We start from the raw sequence: 24,705 nt of genomic DNA on the forward strand, positions 1-24,705 counted from the left end.
CCCCGGTCCGCAATTGCGTACCAGGGATTTTCCCGCGTATATTTGATTCTTCTGCGCTCATACAGAAAGGCCCCACGCGGAGGCCTTATAAGAAGAACCATATCCGTCAGGGAGCCGTTTTGTCAAACCGGGAAGCCGTCGAATTGCGGGAAGAGCAGGAATTCGTCGACCGCGTCCACGCGCGCGTCGACGAGCTGCGCGGGGTCACGGCCCGGCATGTCGAGGAGGCGCTGACGCCGGTCGGGACCGGGCTCCAGGCCAAGCTGGAGCGCGATGTGCTCGTCACGGAGCGGGCGGGGCTGCTGGCCGCGCTCAACGCGGTGGACGGTTCCCTGTGTTTCGGTCGCATCGACCTTTCCGACGGCACCGCGCACCATATCGGGCGTATCGGGATTCGTGAGGACGACACCGAGCACACGCCTCTTCTCATCGACTGGCGCGCGCCGGTCGCCCGGCCTTTCTATCTGGCCACCGGGCATGTGCCGATGGGGCTGCGGCGGCGTCGGCACATCACATCCGAGGGGCGTACGGTCACCGAGCTCCATGACGAGATCCTGGACCTCGGGGACGAGGACCGCACGGGTTTCGAGGACCGCAACGGCGACGCCGTTCTGCTGTCCGCGCTGAATTCCGCCCGCACCGGCCGTATGGGTGACATCGTGCGGACCATCCAGGCGGAGCAGGACCGCATCATCCGCGCCCCGCACCGCGGTGTCCTGGTCGTCGAGGGCGGGCCCGGCACGGGCAAGACGGCCGTCGCACTGCACCGGGCGGCCTTCCTGCTGTACGAGCACCGCGAGGTGCTGGCCAAGCGTGCCGTGCTGATCGTGGGGCCCAACCCGGCCTTCCTGCGGTACATCGCGGAGGTGCTGCCCGCCCTCGGTGAGACCGGGGTCCTGCTCGCCACGCAGGCCGAACTCTTTCCCGGCGTCCATGCCACCGGCACGGACACCCCCCGCGCGGCCGCCGTCAAGGGCAGCGCGCAGATGGCGGAGGCGCTCGCCCTCGCCGTACGCGACCGGCAGCAACTTCCCGAGCCCGGTGCGCCGTTGGTCATCCCGCACGACGACGGCGATCTCGTCCTGGACTGGGAGATCGCGTACGAGGCCCGGCAGGCGGCCCGGGACACCCTGCTGCCGCACAACCTCGCCCGCCCGCACTTCGCGTTCCGGATCATCGACGCCCTCACCGCCCAGCTCACCGAGCGCATCGGCGCCGACCCGTACGGCGGGCCCAACTTCCTCGGTCCGGACGACATCGCGCAGCTCGGCAAGGCCGTCGCGATGAGCGGCGAGGTCCACGAGGCCATCGAGTCGCTGTGGCCGGTGCTCACTCCGGAGGAGTTCCTCGCCGGATATCTGGCCGAGCCGGTGTACGTGGACGACGCGGACGCCGACGCCCTGCGGCGGGCGCCCGGCAGCGGGGCGTGGACCCCGGCGGACGTACCCCTGCTCGACGAGGCGGCCGAGCTGCTCGGCGCCGACGACAGCGCTGCGCGGGCCGCCGCCGAGGCCGAGCGGCAGGAACGGATCGCTTACGCGCAGGGGTTGTTGGAGCTGTCGCGGGGTTCGGAGACGTACGAGTTCGAGGACGAGGAGTCCGAGGTTCTCGCCGCCCACGACATCATCGACGCCGAGCGCATGGCGGAGCGGCACGAGGAGATCGACCACCGCAGCGCGGCCGAGCGGGCGGCCGCCGACCGCACCTGGGCGTTCGGGCACATCATCGTGGACGAGGCGCAGGAGCTGTCGCCGATGGCGTGGCGGCTGCTGATGCGGCGCTCGCCGACCCGTTCACTGACGCTGGTCGGCGACCCGGCCCAGACCTCGGAGGAGGCCGGCGTCGGTTCGTGGGAGAAGATCCTTCAGCCGTACGTCGGGGACCGCTTCGAGCATGTGACGCTCGCGGTCAACTACCGTACGCCCGCCGAGATCATGGAGCTGGCCGCCCGCGTCGTACGGGAGCGGAACCCCTCCTTCATGGCGCCCGGTTCGGTGCGGTCGACCGGCGAGGAGCCGTGGGTGCGGGACGCCGGGGAGGATCTGGCGGGTGCGGTGGCGAAGGCCGTCGCGGAGCTGACCCCCCAGGAGGGGCGTCTCGCGGTGATCGCTCCGCGCGCGCTGCACGAGGAGGTCGCCGCGCCGCTGGAGGAGCTCACCGCGGGGGCCGAGCCCGATCTCACGCAGCCGGTGGTGCTGCTCGACCCACGGCAGGCGAAGGGGCTGGAGTTCGACCATGTGCTGGTCGTGGAGCCCGGCCGGTACGGGACGAGCGATCTGTACGTGGCGCTGACCCGGGCCACCCAGCGGCTTGGCATCATCCACCGGGAGGCGCTGCCCTCGGCACTGCGCTGACCGCCGTCGCCCGTTCCCTCCTCCACACACCCCCTCCCGTCCGTCACGCCCCCCGGTCCGTACCGGGGGGCGTTTCTGTTCCTGTCGCGCACCCCCACACCCTGCACTGCTTGATAATGCTCGAAACGCGAGCCTAATATGCAGCTTCGAGCATGCACCGGACATGGGGAGATCAGATGACGCATGTGGCACGGGAGTTGGCCAGTCAGCCCGACTGCTGGCGGCGGGCGGCGGGGATGGCCGGCGGACTCGCGGGACAGCTCCCCGCGACCGGCGAGCGCATCGCCGTCGTCGGCTGCGGCACCTCGTACTTCATGGCCCAGGCCTACGCGGCCCTTCGCGAGGGCAGTGGCCAGGGCGAGACCGACGCCTTCGCCGCGTCGGAGTTCCCCGCCGGCCGCCGCTACGACCGGATCGTGGCGCTGAGCCGCTCCGGCACCACGACCGAAGTGCTCGGCCTGCTCACCCAGGCCAAGGGCGTGCGACGGACCGTGATCATCGGGGATCCCGACTCCCCCATGGCGACGATGGCCGACGACACCGTGGTCCTCGACTTCGCCGACGAGCGGTCGGTCGTGCAGACGCGGTTCGCGACCTCGGCACTGACCCTGCTCCGCGCCCAGCTGGGCCTGCACACCGACGCGGTGGTGGAGGACGCCCAGGTCGCGATCGCCGAACCGCTGCCGGCCGGGCTGGTGGAGTGCACCCAGTTCACCTTCCTCGGGCGGGGCTGGAGCGTGGGGCTCGCCAACGAGGGGGCGCTGAAGATGCGTGAGGCGGCGCTGTCCTGGAGCGAGGCATATCCGGCGATGGAGTACCGGCACGGCCCGATCAGCATCTCCACCCGCTCCACCGCCACCTGGATGCTCGGTGACGCACCGGCCGGCCTGTCCGACGAGGTTCACGCGACCGGCGCCCGGTGGGTGGCCGGCGGGCTCGACCCGCTCGCGGAGCTGGTCCGGGTGCAGCGGCTCGCGCTGGCGATCGCCCAGGCCCGCGGCCTCGATCCGGACCGGCCGCGCCACCTGACGCGCTCGGTCATCCTCAGCACGGCCTGACGGCCCCTCACCCCGGAGTTGCCATGCCCATCGCCGCCACCGGCGAGCTGATCGCCGATGCCGCAGCCCGGCGCGGTGCGGTCGCCGCGTTCAACGTCATCACCCTGGAGCACGCGGAAGCGATCGTGGAGGGAGCGGAGGCCGCCGGGTCGCCGGTGATCCTCCAGATCAGCGAGAACGCGGTCAAGTACCACGGCGGCCGGCTGCGCCCGCTGGCCCGCGCCGCGCACGAGAGCGCCCGGGCGGCCACGGTTCCGGTCGCCCTCCATCTCGACCACGTCCACTCCCCCGAGCTGCTGCACCAGGCGGCGGAGTGCGGGTTCAGCTCGGCGATGTTCGACGCCGCCCGGCTGCCGTACGCGGAGAACCTGGCGGCCACCCGCGCCGCCGTCGCCTGGGCGCACGGGGAGGGCCTCTGGCTGGAGGCCGAGCTGGGGCAGGTCGGCGGCAAGAACGGGGAGGCCGCGCTGGACGCCCACGCGCCCGGCGCCCGTACGGACCCGGAGGAGGCGCTCGCCTTCGTCGCCGCCACCGGGGTCGACGCGCTGGCCGTGGCGGTCGGCACCTCGCACGCCATGACCTCACGCGACGCCCGTATCGACCACGGCCTGCTGGCCCGGCTCCGTGAGGCCGTGCCGGTGCCGCTGGTGCTGCACGGTTCGTCCGGCGCCTGTGACGACGAGCTGGCGCGGGCCGTCGCCGGAGGGATCGCCAAGGTCAACATCGGCACCGCGCTGAACATCGCGATGACCGACGCGATACGGGAACGCCTCGCCCAGGACGAGCGGGGCGTCGATCCGCGCGCGTACCTTGCGCTGGGGCGGGACGCGATGGCGCGGACGGTGAGCCGGCTGATCTCCGTGCTGCCCGCGCCCGCGGTGAAGGCCACTGCCTAGAAGACCGTGAGGTGCGCAAGGCTCTCCAGCACCCTCCGGCCCGGGGCCGCGTCGACCGGGGTCGCGGAGGGCACGGCCGCCACCCGGCAGCCCGCCGCCTCGGCGGCCGCGATGCCGGTGGGACTGTCCTCGACCACCAGGCAGGCGCCGGGTGGGAGGTGGAGGCGGGCCGCCGCTTCGAGGTACGGGTCCGGGTACGGCTTGGAGCGGTCCGTCTCGCCGTCCGCCACCGTCGTACGGAACACCTCGGCGCCCAGCGTCCTGAGCACCGCGTCCACGACCCGGCGCGGGGAGGCCGAGACCAGGGCGGCGGGGATGTTCCCGTCGGCCAGGCGGTCGAGCAGGTCGCGGGCGCCGGGGCGTAGCCGTACCCCCTTCTCGACCGCCATGAGGAACGTGTCCTCCAAGTCGGATTCCAGGGTTTGGTCTGCGGCGGCCCCGGGGCTCAGCGTCGCCAGGTAGGCCGCCGTGTCGGCGCAGGTGCGGCCGAGGACGCCCGCTCCCTCCTCGTCGGTCAGGGTGTGGCCGTGGGCGGCGGCGACCTCGCGGGCGGCGTCGAGCCACAGGGGTTCGGTGTCCACCAACGTGCCGTCCATGTCCAGGAGGACGGCCTGCGGCAGGGTCGGTACGGCGGTGCCGTCGAGGGTCCAGTGCGAGTCGGGGGTGCGGTCGAGCGCGGCGTACACCTGGGCCGCGACGTCCTCGTGCCGGACCGGGCGCAGCGGTCGGGCGCCCGCCGTGATGTCCGGGCCCGCGCAGGCCAGCCATGCCGTGCGTTCGGCCTCGCTCGCCCCGCCGTGGCCGCCCTCGTCGCGGTGCCCGTGGTCGGTGACGACGAGGACGGTCCAGGCCTCGTCGGCGTACGTCGGGCGGGTGCGCAGGGCGGTGAGGAGGCGGCCCAGGCGGTGGTCGGCCGCGGCGATGGACTCCTCGTACGCCGTTCCGCAGCCGAGGTGGTGGGCGGTTTCGTCGGGGGCGCCGAGGTAGACGAAGGAGGCCTCGGGGTCCTCGTGGGCCAGGACGGCGACGGCGTCGCGCACGGTCGCCTCGTCGGCGTCCTCCCAGGCCTGCGGGGTGTCGGCGGCCGGGGCATGGTGGGTGAGCCGGGTGGGGCGGCGGAACACCGGGCCGCCGTCGGCCACGGTGACCAGGGGTTCCCAGGCCGCCGCGACATAGGTGCGGCGGCCGTCCTGGCGGGCCAGGCGGGTGGTGAAGTCCGGGAAGACGCCGAGGCGGTGGCCGCTGAAGTCGTTGGACCACACGGCGTGTTTGGTGACGCGGACGCCGGTGACGATCGTCGCCCAGCACGGGCCGGACATGGTGGGGGTCGACTCGGCGACGGTCACGGGGGCCAGGAATCCGGAGTCCGCGACCGTATCGAGGTGCGGTGTGGGGACACGGGCGAGCGTGTCGAGGCGTACGCCGTCGATGCCGACGACGAGCACCCGGCGGGCGCGGGGCATGGGGTGCCTTCCTGGAGGGGGTCAGGCCTGCTGGTGCAGGGTGCGGGGGTCCACCGCATGGGCGAACGGCAGCCCGTGGGCGTACCGTTCGAGCTCGTCGACCGCGGCGTCGGCCAGCCGGTGGAGCTCGCCGCCCTGGGAGCCGGCGATGTGCGGGGTGAGCAGCACGTTCGGCAGGTCGTACAACGGCGAGTCGGCGGGCAGCACTTCGGGTTCCGTGTGGTCGAGTACGGCGTCGATCCGGCCGGTGACCAGCTCCTTGACCAGCGCGTCGGTGTCGACCAGCGAGCCGCGTGCCGTGTTGACGAGGGTTGCCCCGTCCCGCATCAGCGCGAGGCGTCCGGCGTCGAACAGGTGGCGGGTCTGCGGGAGTTCGGGGGCGTGGAGGGTGACCACGTCGCTCTGCGCGACGAGCGCGTCCAGATAGGTCAGCTCGGCGCCGAGGGCTCGCGCGCTCTCCTCGTCCAGGTACGGGTCGTGCACGAGGACGCGCAGGTCGAAGGGGCGCAGCAGTTCGGCGACGCGGCGGCCGATGCGGGAGGCGCCGACGATGCCCACCGTACGGCGGTAGTTGCCGATGGACGGGAACTCACGCAGCAGGTTGACCCCGCTCCTCGACTCCCGGTAGACGCGGGCGCTCTCCAGGACGTGCTTGTTGGCGAAGAGGATCGCCGCCACCGTGTACTCCGCGACCGGGAGGGCGTTGGCCGTGGCGGCCGTGGAGACGGTGATGCCCCGGTCCCAGACGTCCTGGGTGATGTGGTGCTTGACCGAGCCGGCCGCGTGCACGACGGTCCGCAGGCGGGGCATGGCGTCCAGGGCGCCGGCGGTCAGGGGCGGGCAGCCCCAGCCGGTGAAGAGGGCCTCGGCCTCGCGCAACGCGGCGCGCTGGACCGGGTCGTCGGCGCCGAAGTCGGTCACCAGCAGGGCGGGTTGTACGTCCGCGATCCGGGCGAGCCGCTCCAGGGCGGCCGGGCGGAGGATCGCGTCGCGGGTCTCCCCGCTCATCGCCAGCACGGTTCGGGGGCGGGTGTGGAGCCGGCTGGCGGTGGGGGCGGGGCGGCTCACTTGACGGCTCCTGCGGTGAGGCCCGAGCGCCAGAAGCGCTGCAGGCAGAGGAAGGCGATGATCAGCGGAACGACGGCCACCAGGGAGCCGATGATGACCAGGGGGTACAGCTCCGGCTGCTGGTAGACGTTCTGGTTCCACATGAACAGGCCCAGGTTGACGGGGTAGAGGCGCTCGTCATTGAGCATCATCAGCGCGCCGTAGAAGTTGTTCCAGTTGGCGGTGAACGAGAACAGGAAGATGGTCACGAAGCCGGGCGCGAGCATGGGAAGGGCGACCTTGGTGAAGGTCCTGAGCTCCCCCGCCCCGTCCACCCGCGCCGCTTCCAGGACCTCGCCCGGTACGTACCCCTCGGAGAAGACGCGCGCCAGGTAGACGCCGAACGGGTTGACGAGGCTTGGGATGAGCACGGCCCAGTAGGTGTCGACGAGGCCGAGCTCCGAGGCCATCAGGTACAGCGGGAGCTGGACGACGGTGGACGGGATCAGGACGCCGACGAGCACGACGCCGAACAGCTTCTCCTTGCCCCGGAACACGTACTTGTCGAAGGCGTAGCCGCAGGCGACGGAGACCAGGGTGGAGAGGATCGCCGCGACCAGGGTGTAGAGGAGGCTGTTGAGCAGCCAGCGGCCGTACAGCCCGTCGTTGTACGCGAAGAGGGCGTCCAGGTTGGACAGGAGGTGGAAGTCGCCGAGGCTGAACGGGTTGGTGGCGAAGAGATCGCGATAGTTCTTGGTGGCGGCGATGAGCAGCCAGGTCAGCGGCATCAGGGTGTAGACGGCGACGACGGCCAGGACGGCGTTGACCGCGACCTTCGAGGTGAGTTGGCCTGTACGTCGCGGGCGCCGGGGCGGGGAGGGCCGGCGGGCGGGCGCGGGGCCGGGCGGTGCGTCGGGGGTGGCTGTCTGGGTGCTCATGAGGCCTTCCACCGGTTGCCGAGCTTGGTGACGACGAAGGACAGCAGGCCGGCGACGAGGGCGAGGATCAGGGAGCTCGCGGCGGCCAGGCCGTAGTCGTGGCCCTTGAAGGCCGCGGTGTAGATGAACATGGTCGGCGACCAGTCCTCGCCCATGGTGTTGGCCCGGAGCTGGACGAGTTTGGGGGCGTCGAAGAGCTGGATGGCGCCGACGCAGGTGAAGAGCAGGGTCAGCACGACGGTGGGCCGGATCATCGGGACCTTGACCTGGAGGGCGGTGCGCAGGGCGCCGGAGCCGTCGACGGTCGCGGCCTCCAGGACCTCGCGCGGGACGGCCTGGAGCCCGGCGTAGAAGATGATCATGTTGTAGCCGGTCCACTGCCAGGCGGAGATGTTGACGACGGAGTAGATCGCCTCGTCCTGGCCGAAGAAGTTCCAGTTGGCGCCGAGGGCGTCGAGCACGTCGGTGACCGGGCTGAGGCCCGGCGTGTAGAGGTAGAGCCAGATGAGCGAGGCGATCAGGCCCGGTACCGCGTGCGGCAGGAAGTAGGCGATCTGGAAGAAGCGGCGGGCGCGGGCCATCGCCGAGTCGACGAGCAGGGCGAGGATGAGCGCGCCGCCGACCATGGCGGGGATGTACAGCACGCAGTAGAACGCGATGTGGCCGAAGGAGCGGAGGAACGCCTCGTTGCCGAGGGCCTCGGTGAAGTTGCCGAATCCGGCGAAGACCCGTTCGGTGCCGCCGAATCCGAGGCCGGAGGACTCCTCGCGGAAGAGGCTCATCCAGGCCGCGTAGAACATCGGCAGCACGGTGACGGCGGTGAACAGGGCGAAGAACGGCACCATGAACAGGGCCACGGCCCGGCGCTGTCCGCGTCGCGCGCCCGGGCCGCCGGGGCTCTTCGGTACGGCGGGGCGCTCCGACGGCGGTGCGGCCCGGCGGGGTGGTGGGGCCGTGACCGGCCGGGTGAGGGGGGCTGCCACCTGGTGCTCCTTCGGCGTGATGGGCGGGGAGGGGAGATGCGGGCGGCCGGGGCGGGGCGGTGGGGCCTTGCGGCCCCGTTGCGCGCCCCGCCGGTCGGGGGCCCGGCTACTGGGCGAGCTTCAGGCCGCGGTCCGTGACCGCGCTCTCGCCCTTCGTCTGTCCGGCGCTCAGCATCTTGGTGTGGTCCCCGCCCGCGGCCATCTGCGCCGAGGTGACCTGCTGCTGGACCGGGCCCCAGGTCCAGCCGGGCACGATCGTGCCGGCGGCCTCGCCTGCCAGCTGGTAGACGTCCTGGTCGCCGAAGTAGGAGCTGTCGAACTCCTTGGCCGCGGCGGCGCGCATGGACTCGTTGGCGGGCAGGGCGCTGCTGGGGGTCTTGAGCGAGGAGAGGCGGGCGGTCATGGCCTTCGGGTCGGTGGTGACCCACTTGATGAACTCGGCCGCCGCTTCGGTGTGCTCGCTGCCCTTGGGGACGATGTAGGAGGTGCCGCCGTACATGCCGGTGCTCGGTGTGCCGTCCCAGGTCGGGAGCGGGGCTATGCCCCACTTGCCCTTGCTGTCGGGGTAGCTGACGGGGAAGTTCCCCGCGCTCCAGGCGGCGCCGATGATGGTGGCGACCTTGCCGGTGGCGCGCTCCTTGGTCTCGCCCTCGCCCCAGAGCGGGGTCCTGGAGGCGAGGCCGTCCTTGAGGAGGCCGTCCCAGTAGGCGGCGACCTTCTGTGACGCCGGTTCGTCGATGTTCACCTTCCAGGCGTCGTCCTTGGTGCCGTACCACTGGGCGCCGGCCTGCCAGGCGAGACCGGAGAGGAGGGCCGGGTCGCCGCCGCCGAAGTTGGTGATGGTGAGGTCCGGGTCGCCCTGGTGGATCTTCTCGGCGGCCTTGCGGTACTCGGCCCAGGTCTTGGGGACCTCGACGCCGAACTTCTTGAAGAGGTCCTTGCGGTAGTAGAGCTGGATGGGCGTCACGTCGAAGGGGACGGCCCAGGTGGAGCCGCCGAGGTTGACCAGCGACTGGACCGCCTCGGGGAACTCCTTTTTCACCAGCTCGCCGGAGCTGGGGGTGAGGTCCTCCAGGTTGCCCTCGCTGGCGTACTCGGGGAGGGCGGAGTAGTCCATGGTGGCGATGTCGGGGGCGTTGCCGCCCTTGACCGCGTTGGAGAGCTTGGTGACGCCCTCGGGGCCCGCCGGGACGAGCGAGAACTTCACCTTGATGCCGGAGTGCGTCTTGTTGAACGCCTCGGCCGTCTCCTTGGCGCCCGCGGTGGCCGACCAGAAGGTGAGCGTGACGGGCTTGCCGTCGCCGGGGCCCGAGGCGTCCGAGCCCGAGCCGCCACCGCAGGCGGTGGTGAGCAGGGCCAGTGAGGCGGCGGACGCCACGAGGGCGAGGCGGGTGGTGCGGTGCGTACAGGACATGGACCGGCTCCTACGGGACCTCGAACTGCGGGAGATGAGGCGAACGCCACACATCATTTTGCGCAGAACCGATCACCGTCAAGAGGAAATGACCAATTCAATCGAATCGATCACGGGGCGGTGTGCGCACGCGCCACCCGTACGGTGCGTCCGGGCATGCGAAAAGCCGTACCCGCAAGGCCTGTTGACGCCCGGGGTACGGCTGGAGCGCGTCGGATCAGGCGCCGGCAGCGGCCGCCCCGCACGAGACCCGGACGCGCAGGGTGGGCAGGATGTCGAGGTGACGGCGGGCGGCCGGGCCCTCGTCGGACACGCCCAGCCGGGAGAGCAGGAGCTTCGCCGCCGCCGCGCCGACCGCGTGCTTGTCCGGCGCCACGGCGGTGAGCGGCAGATCGGCCAGGCTCGCCACCTCGTCGTCGTACGCGATCACCGCGAGGTCCTCCGGGACCCGCACGCCCCGGGCCTGGAGGCGCGGGATGAGCACGATCGCGTCCGCGTCGCTGTGCACGATCGCGGCGGTGACGTCGCCGCCCGCCACCCCCTCGCACAGGTACTCCAGCGTCCGCTCGAAACGGTCGGTCTCCGAGCGTGACGGCGTGTCCTGAAGGGGCGAGGCGGCGACCGGACTCAGTCCGAGGGCCGCCACGGCGGCCGCGTAACCCGCCCTGAGCCGGGGGGCGGTGGGGCTCTCCTGCACGGCGAGCGCGATGGACCGGTGGCCGAGCCCGGCCAGGTGCGCGACCGCCTCCGCGGCGCCGTGGGCGTGGTCGGAACGGACCCGGTCGAGCCCCGCCAGCGGGTGGCCGAGGGGGGCCCAGCGCTCCACCAGCACGACCGGGGTCTCCTGCTCGGCCGCCCATAGCCCCTCGCCGGGCTCCGGGTGGCCCCGCTCCCAGCTGGGCGTCAGGAGGAGGCCGTCGGCGCCGGTGGAGAGCAGGCGGCGGGCCTGGGCCTCGTCCTCGTCGGGGAGGTACCGCGAGAGCCCGATCGTCAGGCGTGCGCCCGCCGCCTCCACCGCTTCCCGGGCGCCGCGCACGACATCCGCGTAGTAGTACTCGGTGGTCGGGACGACCATGCCCACCACGAGACCTTCGGCCGTGGGTGCGGCGGCGGGGGCCGGCCCGGACGCCCCGGAGGGCCAGACCACCGCGCCGTGCAGCCGTTCCACCAGCCCCTGGGCCGCGAGCGCCTCGACGTCCCGGCGCAGGGTGACCGCGGACATGCCGAGCTCCTCGGCGAGTTCGGCGACCCGGAGGCTGCCTCGTTCGCGGACGAGCTGGAGCACCCGCTCGTGGCGCTGGTCGACATGGAGTCGCATGGATCCCCTTGGTCTCTTTAGACGGCTGTGACAGCTGACTGCGGTGGTGGCGGCTGCTCTCGCTCACCCCCCTCAACCATATCGATCACATCCGCTCGAAACGATCCCACCGGCGGTTTTGCCTCTGCCGGGCGCAGGAGCGGCCGTGCACCCGAGGCAGCGCCATACACTCCCATCGAACCGATCGACACGATCAATTCAGTCAGAGTTGTTGAGCGGATTGCCGGACGGCTGTTAGAAAGTGCCTGCCCGCTCAGAACAGTCGGATCCAGCCCGGAGCTCCCCCATGACATCTGCCTGGTCCCGCCGTACGTTCCTCGCCACCTCCGCCGTGCTCACCGCGGCGGGCGGCAGCGCCCTCGTGCTGGCCGCGCCCCGCACGGCCACCGCCGCGGACGACGATCCGTACGCCGCGCTGCGCGCCACCTGGAGCGCCCTGATCCTCGGCGAGGGGTTCAGTCCGACCGCCGAACCCTTCAGGACGCGGCTCGCGACGCTCGGCACCCAGGCCCGGCAGTGGCTGGACACCATGGCTCCGGCCAACGGGTCGCTGTGGCCGGACGCGGTGTACGCCGACCCCGACCCGGACACCGACCCCGAGTCGTACGGCTTCTCCGCGAAGATGGCCGACAGTTTCATCCGCCTCAACGCGATGGCCCAGGCCTACCGGCAACAGGGCACCGGCCTGACCGGCAACACCGGTCTGCGCGACGCGATCGTCACCGGCCTCGAACACCTCAACAGCCAGGTCTACAAGGCCGGGCAGGTGCGGTACGGGAACTGGTACAGCTGGCAGATCGGCGCGCCCCAGGCCCTGCTGGACGTGTGCGTGCTGATGTACGACGCCCTGACCCCGGCGCAGCTCGGGCGCTACTGCGCCGCCGTCGACCACTTCGTACCGGCCTCCGCCGTCGCCTCGTACACGGGCACGAGCACCGGGGCGAACCGGGTCGACCTGTGCCGGGTGCTGGCCCTGCGCGGGGTCGTCGGCGGGACGGCCGCCAAGATCGCGCTCGCCCGGGACGCCCTCTCCCCCGTCTTCCCGCTGGTCAGCAAGGGCGACGGGCTCTACGCCGACGGCTCGTTCATCCAGCACACCACCGTGCCCTACACCGGCAGCTACGGCTCGGTGATGCTCGGCGGGCTCGGGCTGCTGTTCGCCCTGCTGAAGGGGACGACGTGGGAGGTGACCGACCCGAAGCGGCAGGTGGTGTTCGACGCGGTGGAGAACGCCTGGGCGCCGTTCCTCTACAACGGGCTCGTCATGGACTCCGTCGCGGGCCGCGCGATCAGCCGCGGCGAGGTCGACGACCACCGGCGCGGCCACCCCGTCCTCGCCTCGATCGTGCTGCTCGGCCGGGGCGCGTCGGCCGCCGAGAACGCCCGGTGGCGGGCGCTCGTCAAGGGCTGGGCCCAGCGCGACTACTACAGCCCGCCGCTGAGCAACCCCTCCCTCAACCTCACCGCCCTCTCCCGCCTCAAGTCCGTCCTGGACGACACCTCGCTCACCCCGCTCCCCGAGCCGGAGGGCCACCGCCTCTTCCCCGACATGGCCCGGGCAACCCACCGCCGCCCCGGCTGGGCCGCCGCCCTGTCCATGGCCGACAAGCGGATCACGTACTACGAGACCGGCAACGGCGAGAACCTGCGCGGCTGGCACACCGGGTCCGGGATGCTCTACTGGTGGGGCGACACCTTCGCCAACGGCCAGTACAGCGACGCGTTCTGGCCCACCGTCGACCCGTACCGCCTCCCCGGCACCACCGCCTCGCGCAAGCCGCTGGCCGACGGGGCGGGCGGCGACTGGGGGGTGGCGCTCCCGGAAGTGAACTGGGTCGGCGGGGTAACGGACAAGAAGCGGGCAGCCGTGGGGCAATACCTCAAGGGGCTGTCCAGCACGCTGCTGGCGAAGAAGTCGTGGTTCTTCCTGGACGACACCGTGGTCTGTCTCGGCGCGGGGATCCGCAGCCAGGACGGGGCGGCGGTGGAGACCACGGTGGACAACCGCAACCTGGGCCCGACGGGGAACGCCCCCTTCACCGTCGACGGCTCGGTGAAACCCGTCACCCGCCCGTGGTCGGCGACCCTGACCGACGCCTCCTGGGCCCATCTCGGCGGGCACGGCGGCTATGTCTTCCCGGGCAGGGCGACCGTCAAGGCGCTGCGCGAGAACCGGTCCGGGCGGTGGCGCGACATCAACACCGGGGGCTCCACGGACACGGTGACACGCACCTATCTCACCCTCTGGGTCGACCACGGCCAGAACCCGGCAGGCGCCTCGTACGCCTACCAGCTGCTCCCCGGCGCCTCCGAGCAGCGGACCGCCGCCCGGGCCGCCGACCCCGGCTGGCTGCGGGTGCTCGCCAACACCGATGACCAGCAGGGCGTGTCGGTGGCCTCGCTCGGGCTGACCGCCGTCAACTTCTGGTTCGGCGGGAGCGTCGGACCGCTCACCGCGGACGCCCCCTGCTCCGTCATGGTCACCGAGCACCCGGACGGCACGGCGACGCTCTGCGTCAGCGACCCCATGCGGATGCGGACGAACCTGACCCTGACCTGGAACCGGGCCGTCGCCTCCGTCGTCTCGAAGCCGTCGACCGTGACATCGGCGACCACCGGGGCGTCGCTGCGGCTGGTGTTCGGCGATCTCTCGGGGACGCGCGGGGCCACGCAGACGGTGAAGGTGCGGCTGGCCTGACGGCCGGAGCCGGGGGTCCGGCCCGACGGCCGGAGCCGGGGGTTGGGGATACTGACCGTCGGTACAGTACGACGGAACGAGGGATGCGGCCATGACAGACGATCACCGAGTGGGACCCCCGTCCTTCGGGACCGAGCGCGAGACCCTCCGGTCCTTCCTCGACTACCACCGGGCGACCCTCGCCATGAAGTGCGAGGGGCTGACCGACGAGCAGCTGCGCGAGAAGTCGATGGAGCCGTCGGCCCTGTCGCTGCTCGGCCTGGTCCGTCATATGGCGGAGGTGGAACGGGCCTGGTTCCGCCGGACGTTCGAGGACCGGGACGCCCCGATGGTCTGGTCCGAGAAGATCGACTTCCAGGCGGCGTACGACGCGAGCGCGTCGACCCGGGCGGAGGCGTTCACCGCGTGGGAGGCCGAGGTCGAGACCTCGCGGCGCATCGAGCGGGAGGCCGGCTCCCTGGACCTGGCGGGCTACCAGCCACGGTGGGGCGAGGAGGTGTCGCTCCGGATGGTCATGGTGCACGTCCTCCTGGAGTACGGGCGTCACAACGGGCACGCGGACCTGCTGCGCGAAGGGGTGGACGGGACGGTGGGGGCGTAAGGCCGTACGGACGGCGGGACGGTGGGCGCGTAAAGCCGTACGGAGGCGGAGGGTGGGCGCGTCAGGCCGTACGGAGGCGGTCGCGGGCCTGGTCGGCGGGTTTCGGGCCTCGTCGTCGCCCGGCACCGGGCTCATAGACTCGCCCGCATGACCCAGCAGCAGATAGCTCCGGCCCTTGTTCCCGCGTTCGCGCCCGACGGCACACTGCGCGCGTCCATCAACCTCGGCAACCCGATCCTGGCCCAGCGAGGGCCGGCGGGCGGCGAGCCGGTGGGGGTGTCGGTCGACCTCGCGTACGCGTTCGGGCAGCGGCTCGGGGTGCCGGTGGAGCTCGTGGTCTTCGAGAAGGCGGCCGCTTCCGTGGAGGCGGTGAGGGCGGAGAAGGCGGACCTCGGCTTCTTCGCCGTGGACCCCGCGCGGAGCGAGGGGCTGCTGTTCACCGCTCCCTATGTACTGATCGAGGGCAGCTATCTCGTACGCGAGTCGTCCGCGCTGGCCGGCAACGGGGAGGTGGACGTCGAGGGGACCCGTATCTCGGTCGGCTCGGGCAGCGCCTACGACCTCTTCCTCACCCGGGCGATCGAGGCCGCCGAGATCGTGCGGCTGCAGGGCGCGCCCGCCGCGCTCGCCGCCCTGCGGGACGGTGAGGTCGAAGTGGCCGCCGGGATCCGCCAGTTGCTGGAGGAAGAGGCCCGGCGCGCTCCCGGCGTACGGGTGCTGCCGGGGCGCTTCATGGTGATCCAGCAGGCCATGGGCATCCCGGCCGCCCGGGGTACGGCGGCGCAGGAGGTGCTGGCGTCGTTCGTGGAGGAGATGAAGGCGAGCGGGTTCGTCGCCGACGCGCTGGAGCGGCACGGCATCGGGGGGGCGCTCGTGGCACCGGCCGCCCCGCTCCCCGTCTGACCCGCACGGCTCCCCCTCCGGCCCGCATCCCGCCGCGGCGAGGTGCGGGTCAGCTCCTCTCCTGGCCCGCCGCCTCCTCGCCGAGCAGGCGGCGGGCCTTCTCCCGCAGGCGCTGCCGGTGCTCGGGGTCGGTCGCCCGGTCGGCGGCGCGGCCCAGTTCCTCGGCGCGTTCGCGGGTGCGGCGGGCTCGTTCCAGCGGGGTGTCGGGCAGGTTCATGGGGTGTCCTCCGTCGTGGTTCCTCCGTCGGCAACGTGGTGTTGCGTGCGCGGTCGGAGCCCCAGCGTCACCGGAGTCCGGCCGGATCGCATCTCCTGGGGTCACGTACGGTGACCCCGCACGTGGCCTCTGGTGTCGCCGCCGGTCAGTCCAGCGGGCCGCGCAGCGCTGTGGAGTTGCTCCGCCAGGCGGCGAGCAGACGCGTGGCGAGGCGGTCCTCCAGGAGTCCGGTGGCCTCGATGCCGAAGGCGATGTCGGGTTCCAGGTGAGGCTCGTCGGCGAGCAGCCCGCCGATGACATCGCGGCGTACCACCTGTTCGTGCACCGCGTCGGCCTCCACGTGTTCGTCGTAGAACCGCTGGGCCGCCGGTCCCGCGCCGACGCGTTTCAACGCCGCGGCGAGCCGGCGCGAGCCGGGTGAGGAGGTGACCTCGACGGCGGCGAAGTGGCCGACGAGAGCGCCCCTGAGGGAGCGGTGCAGCCCGAACAGGGACATCAGGTTGACGGTGGCGAGCACGTCGGCGGGGGCGGCGTCGAGGTAGTGCCCGTACGCCGTCTCCAGGGACAGGTCGTCCATCAGGTCGGCGTACAGGCGGGCGTGAATGTCCGCCTCCCGTCCGGCGCCGAACTCGTCGAATTCGACCGCCACCATGGCGGCCTTGGCCCGTCCGTACAGCCGCGGGATCACCCAGGCGTGCGGATCGGCCTCCTTGAGGTGGTAGAGCGAGCGCAGGGCGGCGTACTCGCGCAGGTGCCACAGCTCGCCATCGTTCTGGAGGAAGTGGCTGACGCTGTGGCCGTCGTCGCCGACGGGCTCGACGAGCAGACCGGCCAGGGCCGTTTCCACGTCCCCGTCCGTGCCCGTTCCCTCGCGGAGGGCGGCGAGGAAGGGCTGCTCCAGGGAGCGGCGCAGTCCGAGCAGGGCGGGGTCCCACTCGTGCTCCTCGTCCACGTTCTCGAAGCCCTGGTAGTGCAGCTCGTACAGGACGTAGAGGGCGAGCTGGAGGTCGTCCCCGAAGGGGTCCGCGTCCCCGGCCGCGTGGGCCCGGGGGCCCTCGCCCGTGCGCAGAGCCGCGATGACGTCGCCCGACAGCGGTCCGCGCGGGGCGGGCAGCGGGGGGCTCAGGCGCCTCGGCTCACGGTGGGCGGGCATCAGGCGGCTCCATCGGTACGGTCGGCTCCGTCGGTACGGTCGGCCGCGTCGTCCGGGTGCGGTTCCGGCTTCACCCGGCGGCGGTGGCTGGTGTCGCACCACGGGTACGTACGGGTCTTGCGGCAGGTGCAGATCGCGGCGGTGAAGCGGCGGGAGGTGTACAGGGTGCCGTCGTCGCCGACCACCTCGACGGGCCCCTCCACCAGGAGCGGCCCGTCTCCACCGAGGGTGACGCGGGCGGGCCGTCCGGACCGTTCAGGGCTGCTCGGCACGGATGACCACCAGCTTCTCCTCGTCGGTGTGCTCGTCCAGCAGGCCCCGGCCCCGCAGCCACGGGAGCCGGGAGCGCAGCACGGGCCCGAACGGCACGCTCGCCGTGTCGCTCACCTCGGCCTTCAGGCCTCCGCGTGACAGGTGCCGCAGGGTCGCCTCCGTACCGGTCAGGTCGGAGTGGACCATGAGCAGGACGCCTCCCCTGTGCAGGAGGTAGGGGGCCGCGTCGCAGATGCGGTCCACCACCGCGCGCCCGTCGTGCCCCGCGTCCCAGGCGCGGGCGCTCCCGCGCCTGGGCGGCGGGCCCAGCGGCGAGGGGACGTACGGCGGATTGCTGAGCACCAGGTCGTACATCCGGCCCGGCACCGGGTCGGCGAGGTCGCCGCGGTGGACGGTCACCCGTTGCCCGGCGAGCCGGGCGTTCAGGCGGGCGGTGAGGACGGCGCGGCGGCCGACGTCGACGGCGGTCACGTGGCCGCCCCGGCGGGCGGCGGCCACCGCGAGGAGGCCGCTGCCGGTGCCGAGGTCGATCACCTGGGAACCGGGGCGGACGGTCTCGCGGGCCAAGGCCCGCAGCAGCAGGTGGGTGTCGTGCTGAGGCGCGTAGACACCGGGCAGGGTGCGGACACCCTGCCGCCGGAAAGCGGCCGACGTGTTCACAGTGGCGGTCACGGATACCTCCTGCACGCGTCGGACGCGTGAATCGTGGGTCTTTCCACCCGTCAAGGCTCCGCTCCTTCGGTCCGGGGCGCCAATCGTGGGTTCGCACAGGGTGACCGTTCTTGGGACCCGGCTGACGAACCGAGTTCCCCTGCCCTGTCCGTTCACACCTGCGAAAGCTGGTGGGTGGCAGGGTGGCGGCGGAGCGGGCGGCGCGTGACAGGGCGGGGCCCCGCACACAGCTGTGCGGGGCCCCGCCCTGTCAGGCATTTCGTGTACGTCAGCGCCTGCGCGACGACCCGGTGCGCAGGCCGGAGCCGATCCCTGCCACGTGCAGGGCGAGCAGCGTCAGGCCGATGAGCATGACGTTCGTCGATGCGAACACATCGTTCGTCGAGATGTCCGCCGCGTTGATCAGGAAGGCGATGAAGAACAGAACGGCCGCGGCTATACCGAGCATGATGGTTTCCCTTCCGGAGTGTGGTGAGAGCCATGTGCCCATGAATCGCGGATTCAGACAGCCGAGGGCGCACCAGGGGGGCGTGAGCACGTCACGGCAGTGATCCGTTCGCCATCCCTCGCGCCCTGCCGGGGCTCTCGGGGCGCGGCGAGGATGAGCCGACCGCACAAGATCCCGGCGAATCCGCGCACCCGTCCTTCGGCGGGTGGCCCTGCGGTGGAAGGAATCCACGTTGCTGCTTCTCATCTCCCCCGACGGTGTCGAAGAGGCCCTCGAGTGCGCGAAGGCGGCGGAGCACCTGGACATCGTCGACGTCAAGAAGCCCGACGAGGGCTCGCTCGGCGCGAACTACCCGTGGGTGATCAGGGAGATCCGCGGGGCGGTCCCGGCGGACAAGCCGGTCTCCGCGACCGTGGGGGACGTACCGTACAAGCCCGGCACGGTGGCCCAGGCGGCGCTCGGCGCGGCCGTCTCGGGTGCCACGTACATCAAGGTCGGCCTCTACGGGTGCACGACGCCCGAGCAGGCCATCGAGGTCATGAGCGGGGTCGTGCGGGCCGTGAAGGAGTACCGGCCGGACGCGTTCGTCGTCGCCTCGGGGTATGCCGACGCCCACCGGATCGGCTGCGTCAGCCCGCTCGCGCTGCCCGACATCGCCCGCCGCTCCGGCTCCGACGCGGCGATGCTCGACACCGCGATCAAGGACGGGACCCGGCTGTTCGACCACGTCTCCCCGGCCGCGTGCGCGGAGTTCGTCCGGCTGGCCCACGAGGCGGGGCTGCTCGCCGCCCTGGCGGGCAGCGTGAAGGCGGAGGACCTCGCGACGCTGACCCGCATCGGGACGGACATCGTGGGCGTGCGCGGGGCGGTCTGCGAGGGGGGCGATCGCAACGCCGGCCGGATCCAGCCACGGCTGGTGGCCGCCTTCCGGGCGGAGATGGACCGGCACGCCCAGGAGCACGCGACCACCGTGGCCGCGCTCTGACCGCCGGCGTGCGCCACCGTGAACCGGGCGCCGGAGCCCCCGGTGAGCGCTTCGCCGTGCTCGATCCGGCGACGGGCGAGGCCTTCGGCGAGGCGCCCGACCAGCGGCCGGACGAGCTGGACGATGTCGTCGCCCGGGCCCATGAGGCGTGGCGGGGGTGGCGGTCCGACCCCGCCGCCCGGGCCACCGCCCTGCTCGCCTCGGCCGACGCCGTGGAGGCGGCCGGGGCGGAGCTCGCTCCCCTGCTCACCCGGGAACAGGGCAAGCCCCTGACCGAGTCGTACGCGGAGGTCGCCCGTACGGCGGCCCGGCTGCGCCACTTCGCCGGTATGGCACCCGAGCTGCGGACGATCGCCGACGGGAGGCCGGTGCACAGCGAGATCCGCTGGCGGTCGCTCGGGCCGGTCGCCGCCATCGTCCCGTGGAACTTTCCCCTCCAGCTCGCCTCGGCGAAGTTCGTGCCCGCGCTCGCGGCGGGCAACACGGTGGTGCTCAAGCCCTCCCCCTTCACGCCGCTCGCCACCCGGCTGCTGGCGTCCGTCCTCTCCGCCGCCCTTCCCGAGGGCGTGCTGACCGTGATCACCGGCCGCGAGCCCCTCGGCGCCCTCCTGGCCTCACACCCGGGGATCCGCCATGTGACGTTCACGGGTTCGGTGCCCACCGGGCGGGCCGTCGCGCAGGCCGCGGCGCCCGGCCTCGCCCGGGTCACCCTGGAGCTGGGCGGTAACGACGCCGCCGTCCTGCTGGACGATGTGGATGTGGAGCGGATCGCGGACCGGCTGTTCTGGGCGGCGTTCCGCAACTGCGGGCAGGTGTGCATGGCGGTCAAGCGCGTGTACGCCCCGGCCCGCCTGCACTCCCAGGTGGTCGAGGCCCTGGCGGAACGGGCGAAGACCGTCGTCGTCGGGGCCGGTCTCGACCCGGGCACGGAGCTGGGGCCGCTCAACAACGCCGCCCAGCTGGCCCGGGTGGAGCGGTGCACGGACCGGGCCCTGGCGGACGGGGCCCGTGCCGTGGCCGGTGGTCACCGGCTGGACCGGCCGGGCTACTTCTACGCCCCGACCGTCCTGGCCGATGTGCCTACCGACAGCCAGGTGGTGACGGAGGAGCAGTTCGGCCCGGTCCTGCCGGTGCTGCCGTACCGGAGCCTCGACGAAGCCGTCGAGGCGGCCAACGCCACCCGCTTCGGTCTTGGCGGTTCGGTGTGGGGGACCGATCTGGACCGGGCCGCGGCGGTGGCCGACCGGCTGGAGTGCGGGACGGCGTGGATCAACCACCACGCCGAACTTTCCCTCGCCCAGCCCTTCGCCGGCATCAAGGACAGCGGTGTCGGCGTCGCGGGCGGGGCGTGGGGGCTGTACGGCAACCTCAGGCCGTTCGTCGTCCACCGCCCGAAGGAGGTCCGGCCATGAGGTTCGGTGCGGCGGTACTGCGTTCGTACGAGGACCCGTTCGCCGTGGAGGAGGTGATGCTGAACGCGGGGCCGGCCGAGGGCGAGATCCTGGTCCGGATCGCGGGGTGCGGGATGTGCCGGACCGATCTGGCGGTACGGCGTTCGGCGGGCCGCTCACCGCTGCCGGCGGTGCTCGGCCATGAGGGGTCCGGGGTGGTGGTGGAGACGGGCGGACCGGACACCGGGCTCGCCGTCGGCGACCATGTCGTGCTGAGCTTCGACTCCTGCGGGCGGTGCCGGAGCTGTCTGGGGGCGGCCCCCGCCTACTGCGACCGGTTCGCCGCGCTCAACCTCTTCGGCGGGCGCCCGGAGCACGCGGCCCGGTTCACCGACGTGGCCGGTGGCGCCCTGGCCCCCCGGTGGTTCGGCCAGTCCTCGTTCGCCGCGTTCGCGGTGGTCCCGGCCCGCAACGCCGTACGGGTCGATCCCTCGCTTCCCCTGGCCCTGCTCGGGCCGCTCGGCTGCGGCTTCCTCACCGGTGCCGGAGCGGTTCTCAACTCCTTCGGCGCGGGCCCCGGCGACACCGTCGCGGTCTTCGGCGCGGGGGCGGTGGGGCTGGCCGCGGTGATGGCGGCGACCGCAGCGGGAGCGGTGGCCGTGGCGGTCGACCGGCACCCGGAACGGCTGGCGCTCGCCGAGAAGCTGGACGCGGTCCCGGTGCACGCGGACTCCGCCGATCTGCCGGGGCTCATCCGGCGGCTGACGGACGGCGGCGCGCAGTACGCGCTGGACACCACGGGCTCCGCGCGGCTGATCAACGACGCGCTGCGGGCCCTGCGCCCCACCGGCCATCTCGGCCTGGTGGCCAGGCTGCACACCGCGCTGCCGCTGGAGGTGGGGGCCTTGGACCGGGGCCGGAAGATCTCCCACATCTGCGAGGGGGACGCGGTTCCTGGGCTGCTCGTCCCACGGCTGACCGGGCTGTGGCAGGCCGGGCGGTTCCCCTTCGACCAGCTGATCCGTACGTATCCGCTCGCCGACATCAACGAGGCCGAACGCGACTGCGAGGCGGGCCTGGTGGTCAAGCCGGTGCTGATTCCGTGAGGCCCGCGAATTCCACGTACCGAGGGAGTGCACACATGGTCGACACAGCGCGCCGGAACACCGGCGCGGAAGGCGGCGTGGCCGGAGGGGTCGGCGTGACGGCCCTGCTGGTCGCCGCGGCACGGGCGATCGAGACCCACCGCCCCGACAGCCTGGCCCAGGACGCCTACGCGGAGCACTTCGTGCTCGCCGCCCCGGCGTCCGAGGGCTGGCCGGTCCGTCCGAGGGAGGTCCCGGGCGGGGACCGGGACCCGTTGTGGGGCCGGTTCGCCCGGTACTTCGGGCTGCGGACACGCGTCCTCGACGACTTCCTGCTCCAGTCCGTGCACGCGGGGAACGTCCGCCAGGTGGTGCTGCTCGGGGCGGGGCTGGACGCGCGTGCGTTCCGGCTGGACTGGCCTCCCGGGTGTGTGATCTTCGAGATCGACCGGGGGGAGGTGCTGGCGTTCAAGCACCAGGTGCTCGACGGTCTTTCGGCCGTCCCGAAGGCGGCGCGCGTGCCGGTCCCGATGGATCTGCGCGCCGACTGGGCGGGGGCCCTGCCCGGTGCGGGCTTCGACCCGGCCGCGCCGAGCGTCTGGCTGGTCGAGGGGCTGCTGTTCTACCTGCCTCCGGCCGCCGAGACGTATCTCATCGACACCGTCGACCGGCTCAGCGCCGGAGGAAGCGCGCTGGCCTTCGAGGTCAAGCTGGAGAAGGACCTCCTGGCGTACCGCGACAGCCCGCTCTACACGTCCACGAGGGAACAGATCGGCATCGACCTGCTCGACCTCTTCGACCTGGCTCCCCGCCCCGACTCCGCAGGCCGTCTGGCGGACGGGGGCTGGTCCACCGCCGTCCACACCCCGTTCGACTTCACCCGCCTGCACGGGCGCGGACCGCTGCCCGAGGAGAACGACGCACTGGCGGGCAACCGCTGGGTGTTCGCGGACAAGCCTCGGCCGTAGCCGGCGATCCACCCGGCATCCCGAGGTGAGCCGTCAGCGTGCGTCGCGCAGGTGGAGGAGGTACGTGGCGGTCAGGGCGACAGCCCGGTCCGTGTCGTGCGACAGCTCCGCGAGGGCCTGTGACGCGCGTGTGCCCGGAATGCCTGCCAGCGCCTGGGTGAGCCGTCCGCGTGCGGGCGCTCGGGTGGTGGTGCGGGCAAGGCGCTCGATGAGCCGGTGCGCGATCCGGTCCGCCGTGGCGGTGTCGCTCGCCAGCACGCTCAGTGTGTCGGCCGCGTCGGTGTCGTTCCGGCCCTCCTCCAGCAGGTCGACGAGGGCCGGGACGGCGTCGGTGTCGCCCCGGGCCCCGATCGCCAGAGCCGCGTGGCCCCGGACCACGGGGTCGGGGTGGGCGAGGGCGTCCCGCAGATGCCCGGCGGCCTCACCGCCGGGCAGCACGGCGAGGGAGCGGACGGCGCGTTCGCGCACCGCGGCCACCGGGGAGCCGATCCCCTCCGCCAGCAGGGCCGGGGCGCCGTCGCCCGATCGTGCCAGCGCCCAGCGGAGGGCCCCGGCGACGTTCGGATCGCTCTCGCCGAGCGCCGCCTCGACGAGGGCCTCCACCGGCACCGGAACCTCATCGGCCGAGGAGCCCGGGAAGGCCGATGAGGCCGAGGCGAGCGCCGCACGCTGGCGCACGTCGGCGCTCTTGGACCCCAGCGCCTGGAGGAGCGTGACGACCTGGAGGGCGTCCTCCCAGCCGGCGGGGTCGGCGGCGTGGATCCGGCGCAGCCGCGTGAGCAGCTCGGTCTCCGCCGCGATGCGTTCGCGTGTCCGGCGGATCAGGTCGTCGACGAGCGTGGACGGCGTGAAGTCCGCGTCGTCGAGCGCGCGTTTGACCTCACGCAGCGAAAGGCCCAGCGCCCGCAGGCTCTCGATGTGGAAGATCCGCCGGATGTCCTCCTCGGAGTACTCCCGGTAGCCGGAGCCGGTGCGGCCCGAGGGGTGCACCAGGCCGAGCGACTCGTAGTGCCGGAGCATGCGGGCACTGACCCCGGACCGTCGCGCCACCTCACCGATCAGCACGCCCTACTGTCCCTCCTGGCCGGTGCCACCGAGGGCGACGACGCGCTTCGCCTCCTCGATCGCGAAGGTGAACCCGGCGTCCGGGTCGCGCAGCAGCCGTTGCGTGGCGAGCGCGTGGACGCGGACGCGCGGGTCGGGAGAGCTCGTCGCGGCGAGCAGCAGTGGCTCCACCGTCTCCCCCAGCGCGACGAGTGCCCGGCTCAGGCTCAGCTGTGTCTCGCGTTCACCGCGCCCGAGCTGCGTCGTCAGCACGGTGGCCAGCGCGGCCTCCTCGCCTTCCGGTACGAGCACGGCCGCGGCCCGCCAGGCGCTCCGGGCCACCTCGTCGTCGGCGTCGGTCAGCAGCGACCGGGTGATCGCCGGCCACGCCCGCCGGTCCCCGACCTTCGACAGCGTGTGCAGGGCCTGGCTCCGTGCCTGCGCGCACTCGGATCGGAGTTCGCGGAGCAGCGCCGGGAGGGTCAGGTGGACCGGGTAGCGGGTGAGCGCCCAGGTCAGCATGTCGCGTACGAAGAACTCACCCTCGACCGCACAGCGCCCGACGAGCCGGTCGACGTAACGCGGGTCGGGCGCCGCCCCGATCGCCAGGGCGGCTCGCAGCCGTACGGACGCACGGTCGTCCTCCAGTGCCCTGACCGCCCGTGCCGCGTCGGTGTCCTGTCCTGTGACCGTCATCGCGACCACCTCCTCTCCCCGGAGTGAAGAGCCTGTCACGGTGTCAAGGTCAAGCCGGAGCGGACATCGGACACCCGGCGGTGACATTTAGGTAAGCCTC

The 24,705-nt window shown here is 72.6% G+C and carries 23 protein-coding genes; 10 read left to right on the plus strand and 13 right to left on the minus strand.

The features are described from left to right. Positions 1–143: 143 nt before the first annotated feature. From R2B67_RS00565 to R2B67_RS00575, 3 genes are all read left to right on the plus strand, one after another. Positions 144–2,354, plus strand: coding sequence for a HelD family protein (locus R2B67_RS00565; RefSeq protein WP_317824748.1), 2,211 nt, complete (start codon positions 144–146; stop codon positions 2,352–2,354). A 176-nt stretch (positions 2,355–2,530) separates the two neighbouring features. Then, on the plus strand, positions 2,531–3,412 hold the full coding sequence (locus R2B67_RS00570; RefSeq protein WP_317815846.1) for an SIS domain-containing protein: 882 nt from the start codon (positions 2,531–2,533) through the stop codon (positions 3,410–3,412). A 23-nt stretch (positions 3,413–3,435) separates the two neighbouring features. Further along, the gene (locus R2B67_RS00575; RefSeq protein ID WP_317815847.1) at positions 3,436–4,308 is read left to right on the plus strand and encodes a class II fructose-bisphosphate aldolase; all 873 of its coding nucleotides are present in this window, start codon (positions 3,436–3,438) and stop codon (positions 4,306–4,308) included. Here R2B67_RS00575 and R2B67_RS00580 read toward each other — a convergent pair. From R2B67_RS00580 to R2B67_RS00605, 6 genes are all read right to left on the minus strand, one after another. After that, complete coding sequence (locus R2B67_RS00580) at positions 4,305–5,771, minus strand: HAD-IA family hydrolase (protein ID WP_317815848.1); 1,467 nt, start codon at positions 5,769–5,771, stop codon at positions 4,305–4,307. The genes R2B67_RS00575 and R2B67_RS00580 overlap by 4 nt on opposite strands. Positions 5,772–5,792: 21 nt before the next feature. Beyond that, positions 5,793–6,779 carry a hydroxyacid dehydrogenase gene (locus R2B67_RS00585; RefSeq protein WP_317824749.1) on the minus strand — a complete coding sequence of 329 codons (987 nt, stop codon included), beginning with the start codon at positions 6,777–6,779 and terminating at the stop codon, positions 5,793–5,795. Positions 6,780–6,835: 56 nt separating this feature from the next. After that, complete coding sequence (locus R2B67_RS00590; protein ID WP_317815849.1) at positions 6,836–7,756, minus strand: carbohydrate ABC transporter permease; 921 nt, start codon at positions 7,754–7,756, stop codon at positions 6,836–6,838. Next, complete coding sequence (locus R2B67_RS00595; RefSeq protein WP_398867774.1) at positions 7,753–8,739, minus strand: carbohydrate ABC transporter permease; 987 nt, start codon at positions 8,737–8,739, stop codon at positions 7,753–7,755. Before R2B67_RS00595 ends, R2B67_RS00590 begins: the two co-directional genes overlap by 4 nt. Positions 8,740–8,845: 106 nt before the next feature. Beyond that, complete coding sequence (locus R2B67_RS00600) at positions 8,846–10,153, minus strand: ABC transporter substrate-binding protein (RefSeq protein WP_317815850.1); 1,308 nt, start codon at positions 10,151–10,153, stop codon at positions 8,846–8,848. Between the two features lie 217 nt (positions 10,154–10,370). Continuing rightward, positions 10,371–11,471 carry a substrate-binding domain-containing protein gene (locus R2B67_RS00605; RefSeq protein ID WP_317815851.1) on the minus strand — a complete coding sequence of 367 codons (1,101 nt, stop codon included), beginning with the start codon at positions 11,469–11,471 and terminating at the stop codon, positions 10,371–10,373. 286 nt (positions 11,472–11,757) lie between these two features. Here R2B67_RS00605 and R2B67_RS00610 point away from each other — a divergent pair, with 286 nt between their 5' ends. The 3 genes from R2B67_RS00610 (at position 11,758) to R2B67_RS00620 (ending at position 15,673) form a co-directional block, all read left to right on the plus strand. Next, on the plus strand, positions 11,758–14,169 hold the full coding sequence (locus R2B67_RS00610) for a polysaccharide lyase 8 family protein (protein ID WP_317815852.1): 2,412 nt from the start codon (positions 11,758–11,760) through the stop codon (positions 14,167–14,169). A gap of 91 nt (positions 14,170–14,260) precedes the next feature. Further along, the gene (locus R2B67_RS00615; RefSeq protein ID WP_317815853.1) at positions 14,261–14,770 is read left to right on the plus strand and encodes a DinB family protein; all 510 of its coding nucleotides are present in this window, start codon (positions 14,261–14,263) and stop codon (positions 14,768–14,770) included. 147 nt (positions 14,771–14,917) lie between these two features. Next, positions 14,918–15,673, plus strand: a complete 756-nt coding sequence (locus R2B67_RS00620; protein WP_317815854.1) for a transporter substrate-binding domain-containing protein — start codon at positions 14,918–14,920, stop codon at positions 15,671–15,673. 49 nt (positions 15,674–15,722) lie between these two features. On the opposite strand, the gene R2B67_RS00625 is transcribed toward R2B67_RS00620, so the two are convergent. The 5 genes from R2B67_RS00625 to R2B67_RS00645 all read right to left on the minus strand — a co-directional run bounded on the left by R2B67_RS00625 (position 15,723) and on the right by R2B67_RS00645 (position 18,436). Next, positions 15,723–15,890 (minus strand): DUF6381 family protein, encoded by a 168-nt coding sequence (locus tag R2B67_RS00625; RefSeq protein WP_202546251.1) that lies wholly within the window; start codon positions 15,888–15,890, stop codon positions 15,723–15,725. Positions 15,891–16,035: 145 nt separating this feature from the next. Continuing rightward, entirely contained in the window at positions 16,036–17,043 is a 1,008-nt protein-coding gene (locus R2B67_RS00630; RefSeq protein ID WP_317815855.1) for an iron-containing redox enzyme family protein, read from the minus strand. Continuing rightward, positions 17,043–17,315: a CDGSH iron-sulfur domain-containing protein gene (locus R2B67_RS00635; RefSeq protein ID WP_317815856.1), complete on the minus strand. Its 273-nt coding sequence runs from the start codon at positions 17,313–17,315 to the stop codon at positions 17,043–17,045. The genes R2B67_RS00630 and R2B67_RS00635 overlap by 1 nt, the downstream gene beginning before the upstream one ends. Then, complete coding sequence (locus tag R2B67_RS00640) at positions 17,299–17,988, minus strand: HemK2/MTQ2 family protein methyltransferase (protein WP_317815857.1); 690 nt, start codon at positions 17,986–17,988, stop codon at positions 17,299–17,301. Before R2B67_RS00640 ends, R2B67_RS00635 begins: the two co-directional genes overlap by 17 nt. Before the next feature lie 268 nt (positions 17,989–18,256). Next, positions 18,257–18,436: a hypothetical protein gene (locus tag R2B67_RS00645; protein ID WP_237329295.1), complete on the minus strand. Its 180-nt coding sequence runs from the start codon at positions 18,434–18,436 to the stop codon at positions 18,257–18,259. Positions 18,437–18,668: 232 nt separating this feature from the next. On the opposite strand from R2B67_RS00645, the gene R2B67_RS00650 reads away from it, so the two are divergent. From R2B67_RS00650 to R2B67_RS00665, 4 genes are read left to right on the plus strand one after another with little or no spacing between them, the layout of a single operon-like run. Further along, the gene (locus tag R2B67_RS00650) at positions 18,669–19,421 is read left to right on the plus strand and encodes a (5-formylfuran-3-yl)methyl phosphate synthase (RefSeq protein ID WP_018512775.1); all 753 of its coding nucleotides are present in this window, start codon (positions 18,669–18,671) and stop codon (positions 19,419–19,421) included. Between the two features lie 8 nt (positions 19,422–19,429). Then, on the plus strand, positions 19,430–20,833 hold the full coding sequence (locus R2B67_RS00655; protein ID WP_317815858.1) for an aldehyde dehydrogenase family protein: 1,404 nt from the start codon (positions 19,430–19,432) through the stop codon (positions 20,831–20,833). Then, positions 20,830–21,918, plus strand: coding sequence for an NAD(P)-dependent alcohol dehydrogenase (locus R2B67_RS00660; protein ID WP_317815859.1), 1,089 nt, complete (start codon positions 20,830–20,832; stop codon positions 21,916–21,918). Before R2B67_RS00655 ends, R2B67_RS00660 begins: the two co-directional genes overlap by 4 nt. Positions 21,919–21,953: 35 nt before the next feature. Next, positions 21,954–22,865: a class I SAM-dependent methyltransferase gene (locus R2B67_RS00665; protein WP_109980778.1), complete on the plus strand. Its 912-nt coding sequence runs from the start codon at positions 21,954–21,956 to the stop codon at positions 22,863–22,865. A gap of 33 nt (positions 22,866–22,898) precedes the next feature. On the opposite strand, the gene R2B67_RS00670 is transcribed toward R2B67_RS00665, so the two are convergent. After that, positions 22,899–23,930, minus strand: a complete 1,032-nt coding sequence (locus tag R2B67_RS00670) for a MerR family transcriptional regulator (RefSeq protein WP_317815860.1) — start codon at positions 23,928–23,930, stop codon at positions 22,899–22,901. Positions 23,931–23,933: 3 nt separating this feature from the next. After that, positions 23,934–24,605, minus strand: a complete 672-nt coding sequence (locus tag R2B67_RS00675) for a HEAT repeat domain-containing protein (RefSeq protein WP_317815861.1) — start codon at positions 24,603–24,605, stop codon at positions 23,934–23,936. Positions 24,606–24,705 lie beyond the last annotated feature (100 nt).

It is taken from the genome of Streptomyces cyaneofuscatus, from assembly GCF_033109485.1.
Lineage (GTDB): Bacteria > Actinomycetota > Actinomycetes > Streptomycetales > Streptomycetaceae > Streptomyces > Streptomyces cyaneofuscatus.

Coding starts and splice junctions, on each gene's coding strand:
- R2B67_RS00570 (WP_317815846.1), top strand. CDS start 2,531: ATGACGCATGTGGCACGGGAGTTGGCCAGTCAGCCCGACTGCTGGCGG.
- R2B67_RS00575 (WP_317815847.1), top strand. CDS start 3,436: ATGCCCATCGCCGCCACCGGCGAGCTGATCGCCGATGCCGCAGCCCGG.
- R2B67_RS00580 (WP_317815848.1), bottom strand. CDS start 5,771: ATGCCCCGCGCCCGCCGGGTGCTCGTCGTCGGCATCGACGGCGTACGC.
- R2B67_RS00585 (WP_317824749.1), bottom strand. CDS start 6,779: ATGAGCGGGGAGACCCGCGACGCGATCCTCCGCCCGGCCGCCCTGGAG.
- R2B67_RS00590 (WP_317815849.1), bottom strand. CDS start 7,756: ATGAGCACCCAGACAGCCACCCCCGACGCACCGCCCGGCCCCGCGCCC.
- R2B67_RS00600 (WP_317815850.1), bottom strand. CDS start 10,153: ATGTCCTGTACGCACCGCACCACCCGCCTCGCCCTCGTGGCGTCCGCC.
- R2B67_RS00605 (WP_317815851.1), bottom strand. CDS start 11,471: ATGCGACTCCATGTCGACCAGCGCCACGAGCGGGTGCTCCAGCTCGTC.
- R2B67_RS00610 (WP_317815852.1), top strand. CDS start 11,758: ATGACATCTGCCTGGTCCCGCCGTACGTTCCTCGCCACCTCCGCCGTG.
- R2B67_RS00615 (WP_317815853.1), top strand. CDS start 14,261: ATGACAGACGATCACCGAGTGGGACCCCCGTCCTTCGGGACCGAGCGC.
- R2B67_RS00620 (WP_317815854.1), top strand. CDS start 14,918: ATGACCCAGCAGCAGATAGCTCCGGCCCTTGTTCCCGCGTTCGCGCCC.
- R2B67_RS00625 (WP_202546251.1), bottom strand. CDS start 15,890: ATGAACCTGCCCGACACCCCGCTGGAACGAGCCCGCCGCACCCGCGAA.
- R2B67_RS00630 (WP_317815855.1), bottom strand. CDS start 17,043: ATGCCCGCCCACCGTGAGCCGAGGCGCCTGAGCCCCCCGCTGCCCGCC.
- R2B67_RS00645 (WP_237329295.1), bottom strand. CDS start 18,436: ATGCTCGGTATAGCCGCGGCCGTTCTGTTCTTCATCGCCTTCCTGATC.
- R2B67_RS00660 (WP_317815859.1), top strand. CDS start 20,830: ATGAGGTTCGGTGCGGCGGTACTGCGTTCGTACGAGGACCCGTTCGCC.
- R2B67_RS00665 (WP_109980778.1), top strand. CDS start 21,954: ATGGTCGACACAGCGCGCCGGAACACCGGCGCGGAAGGCGGCGTGGCC.
- R2B67_RS00675 (WP_317815861.1), bottom strand. CDS start 24,605: ATGACGGTCACAGGACAGGACACCGACGCGGCACGGGCGGTCAGGGCA.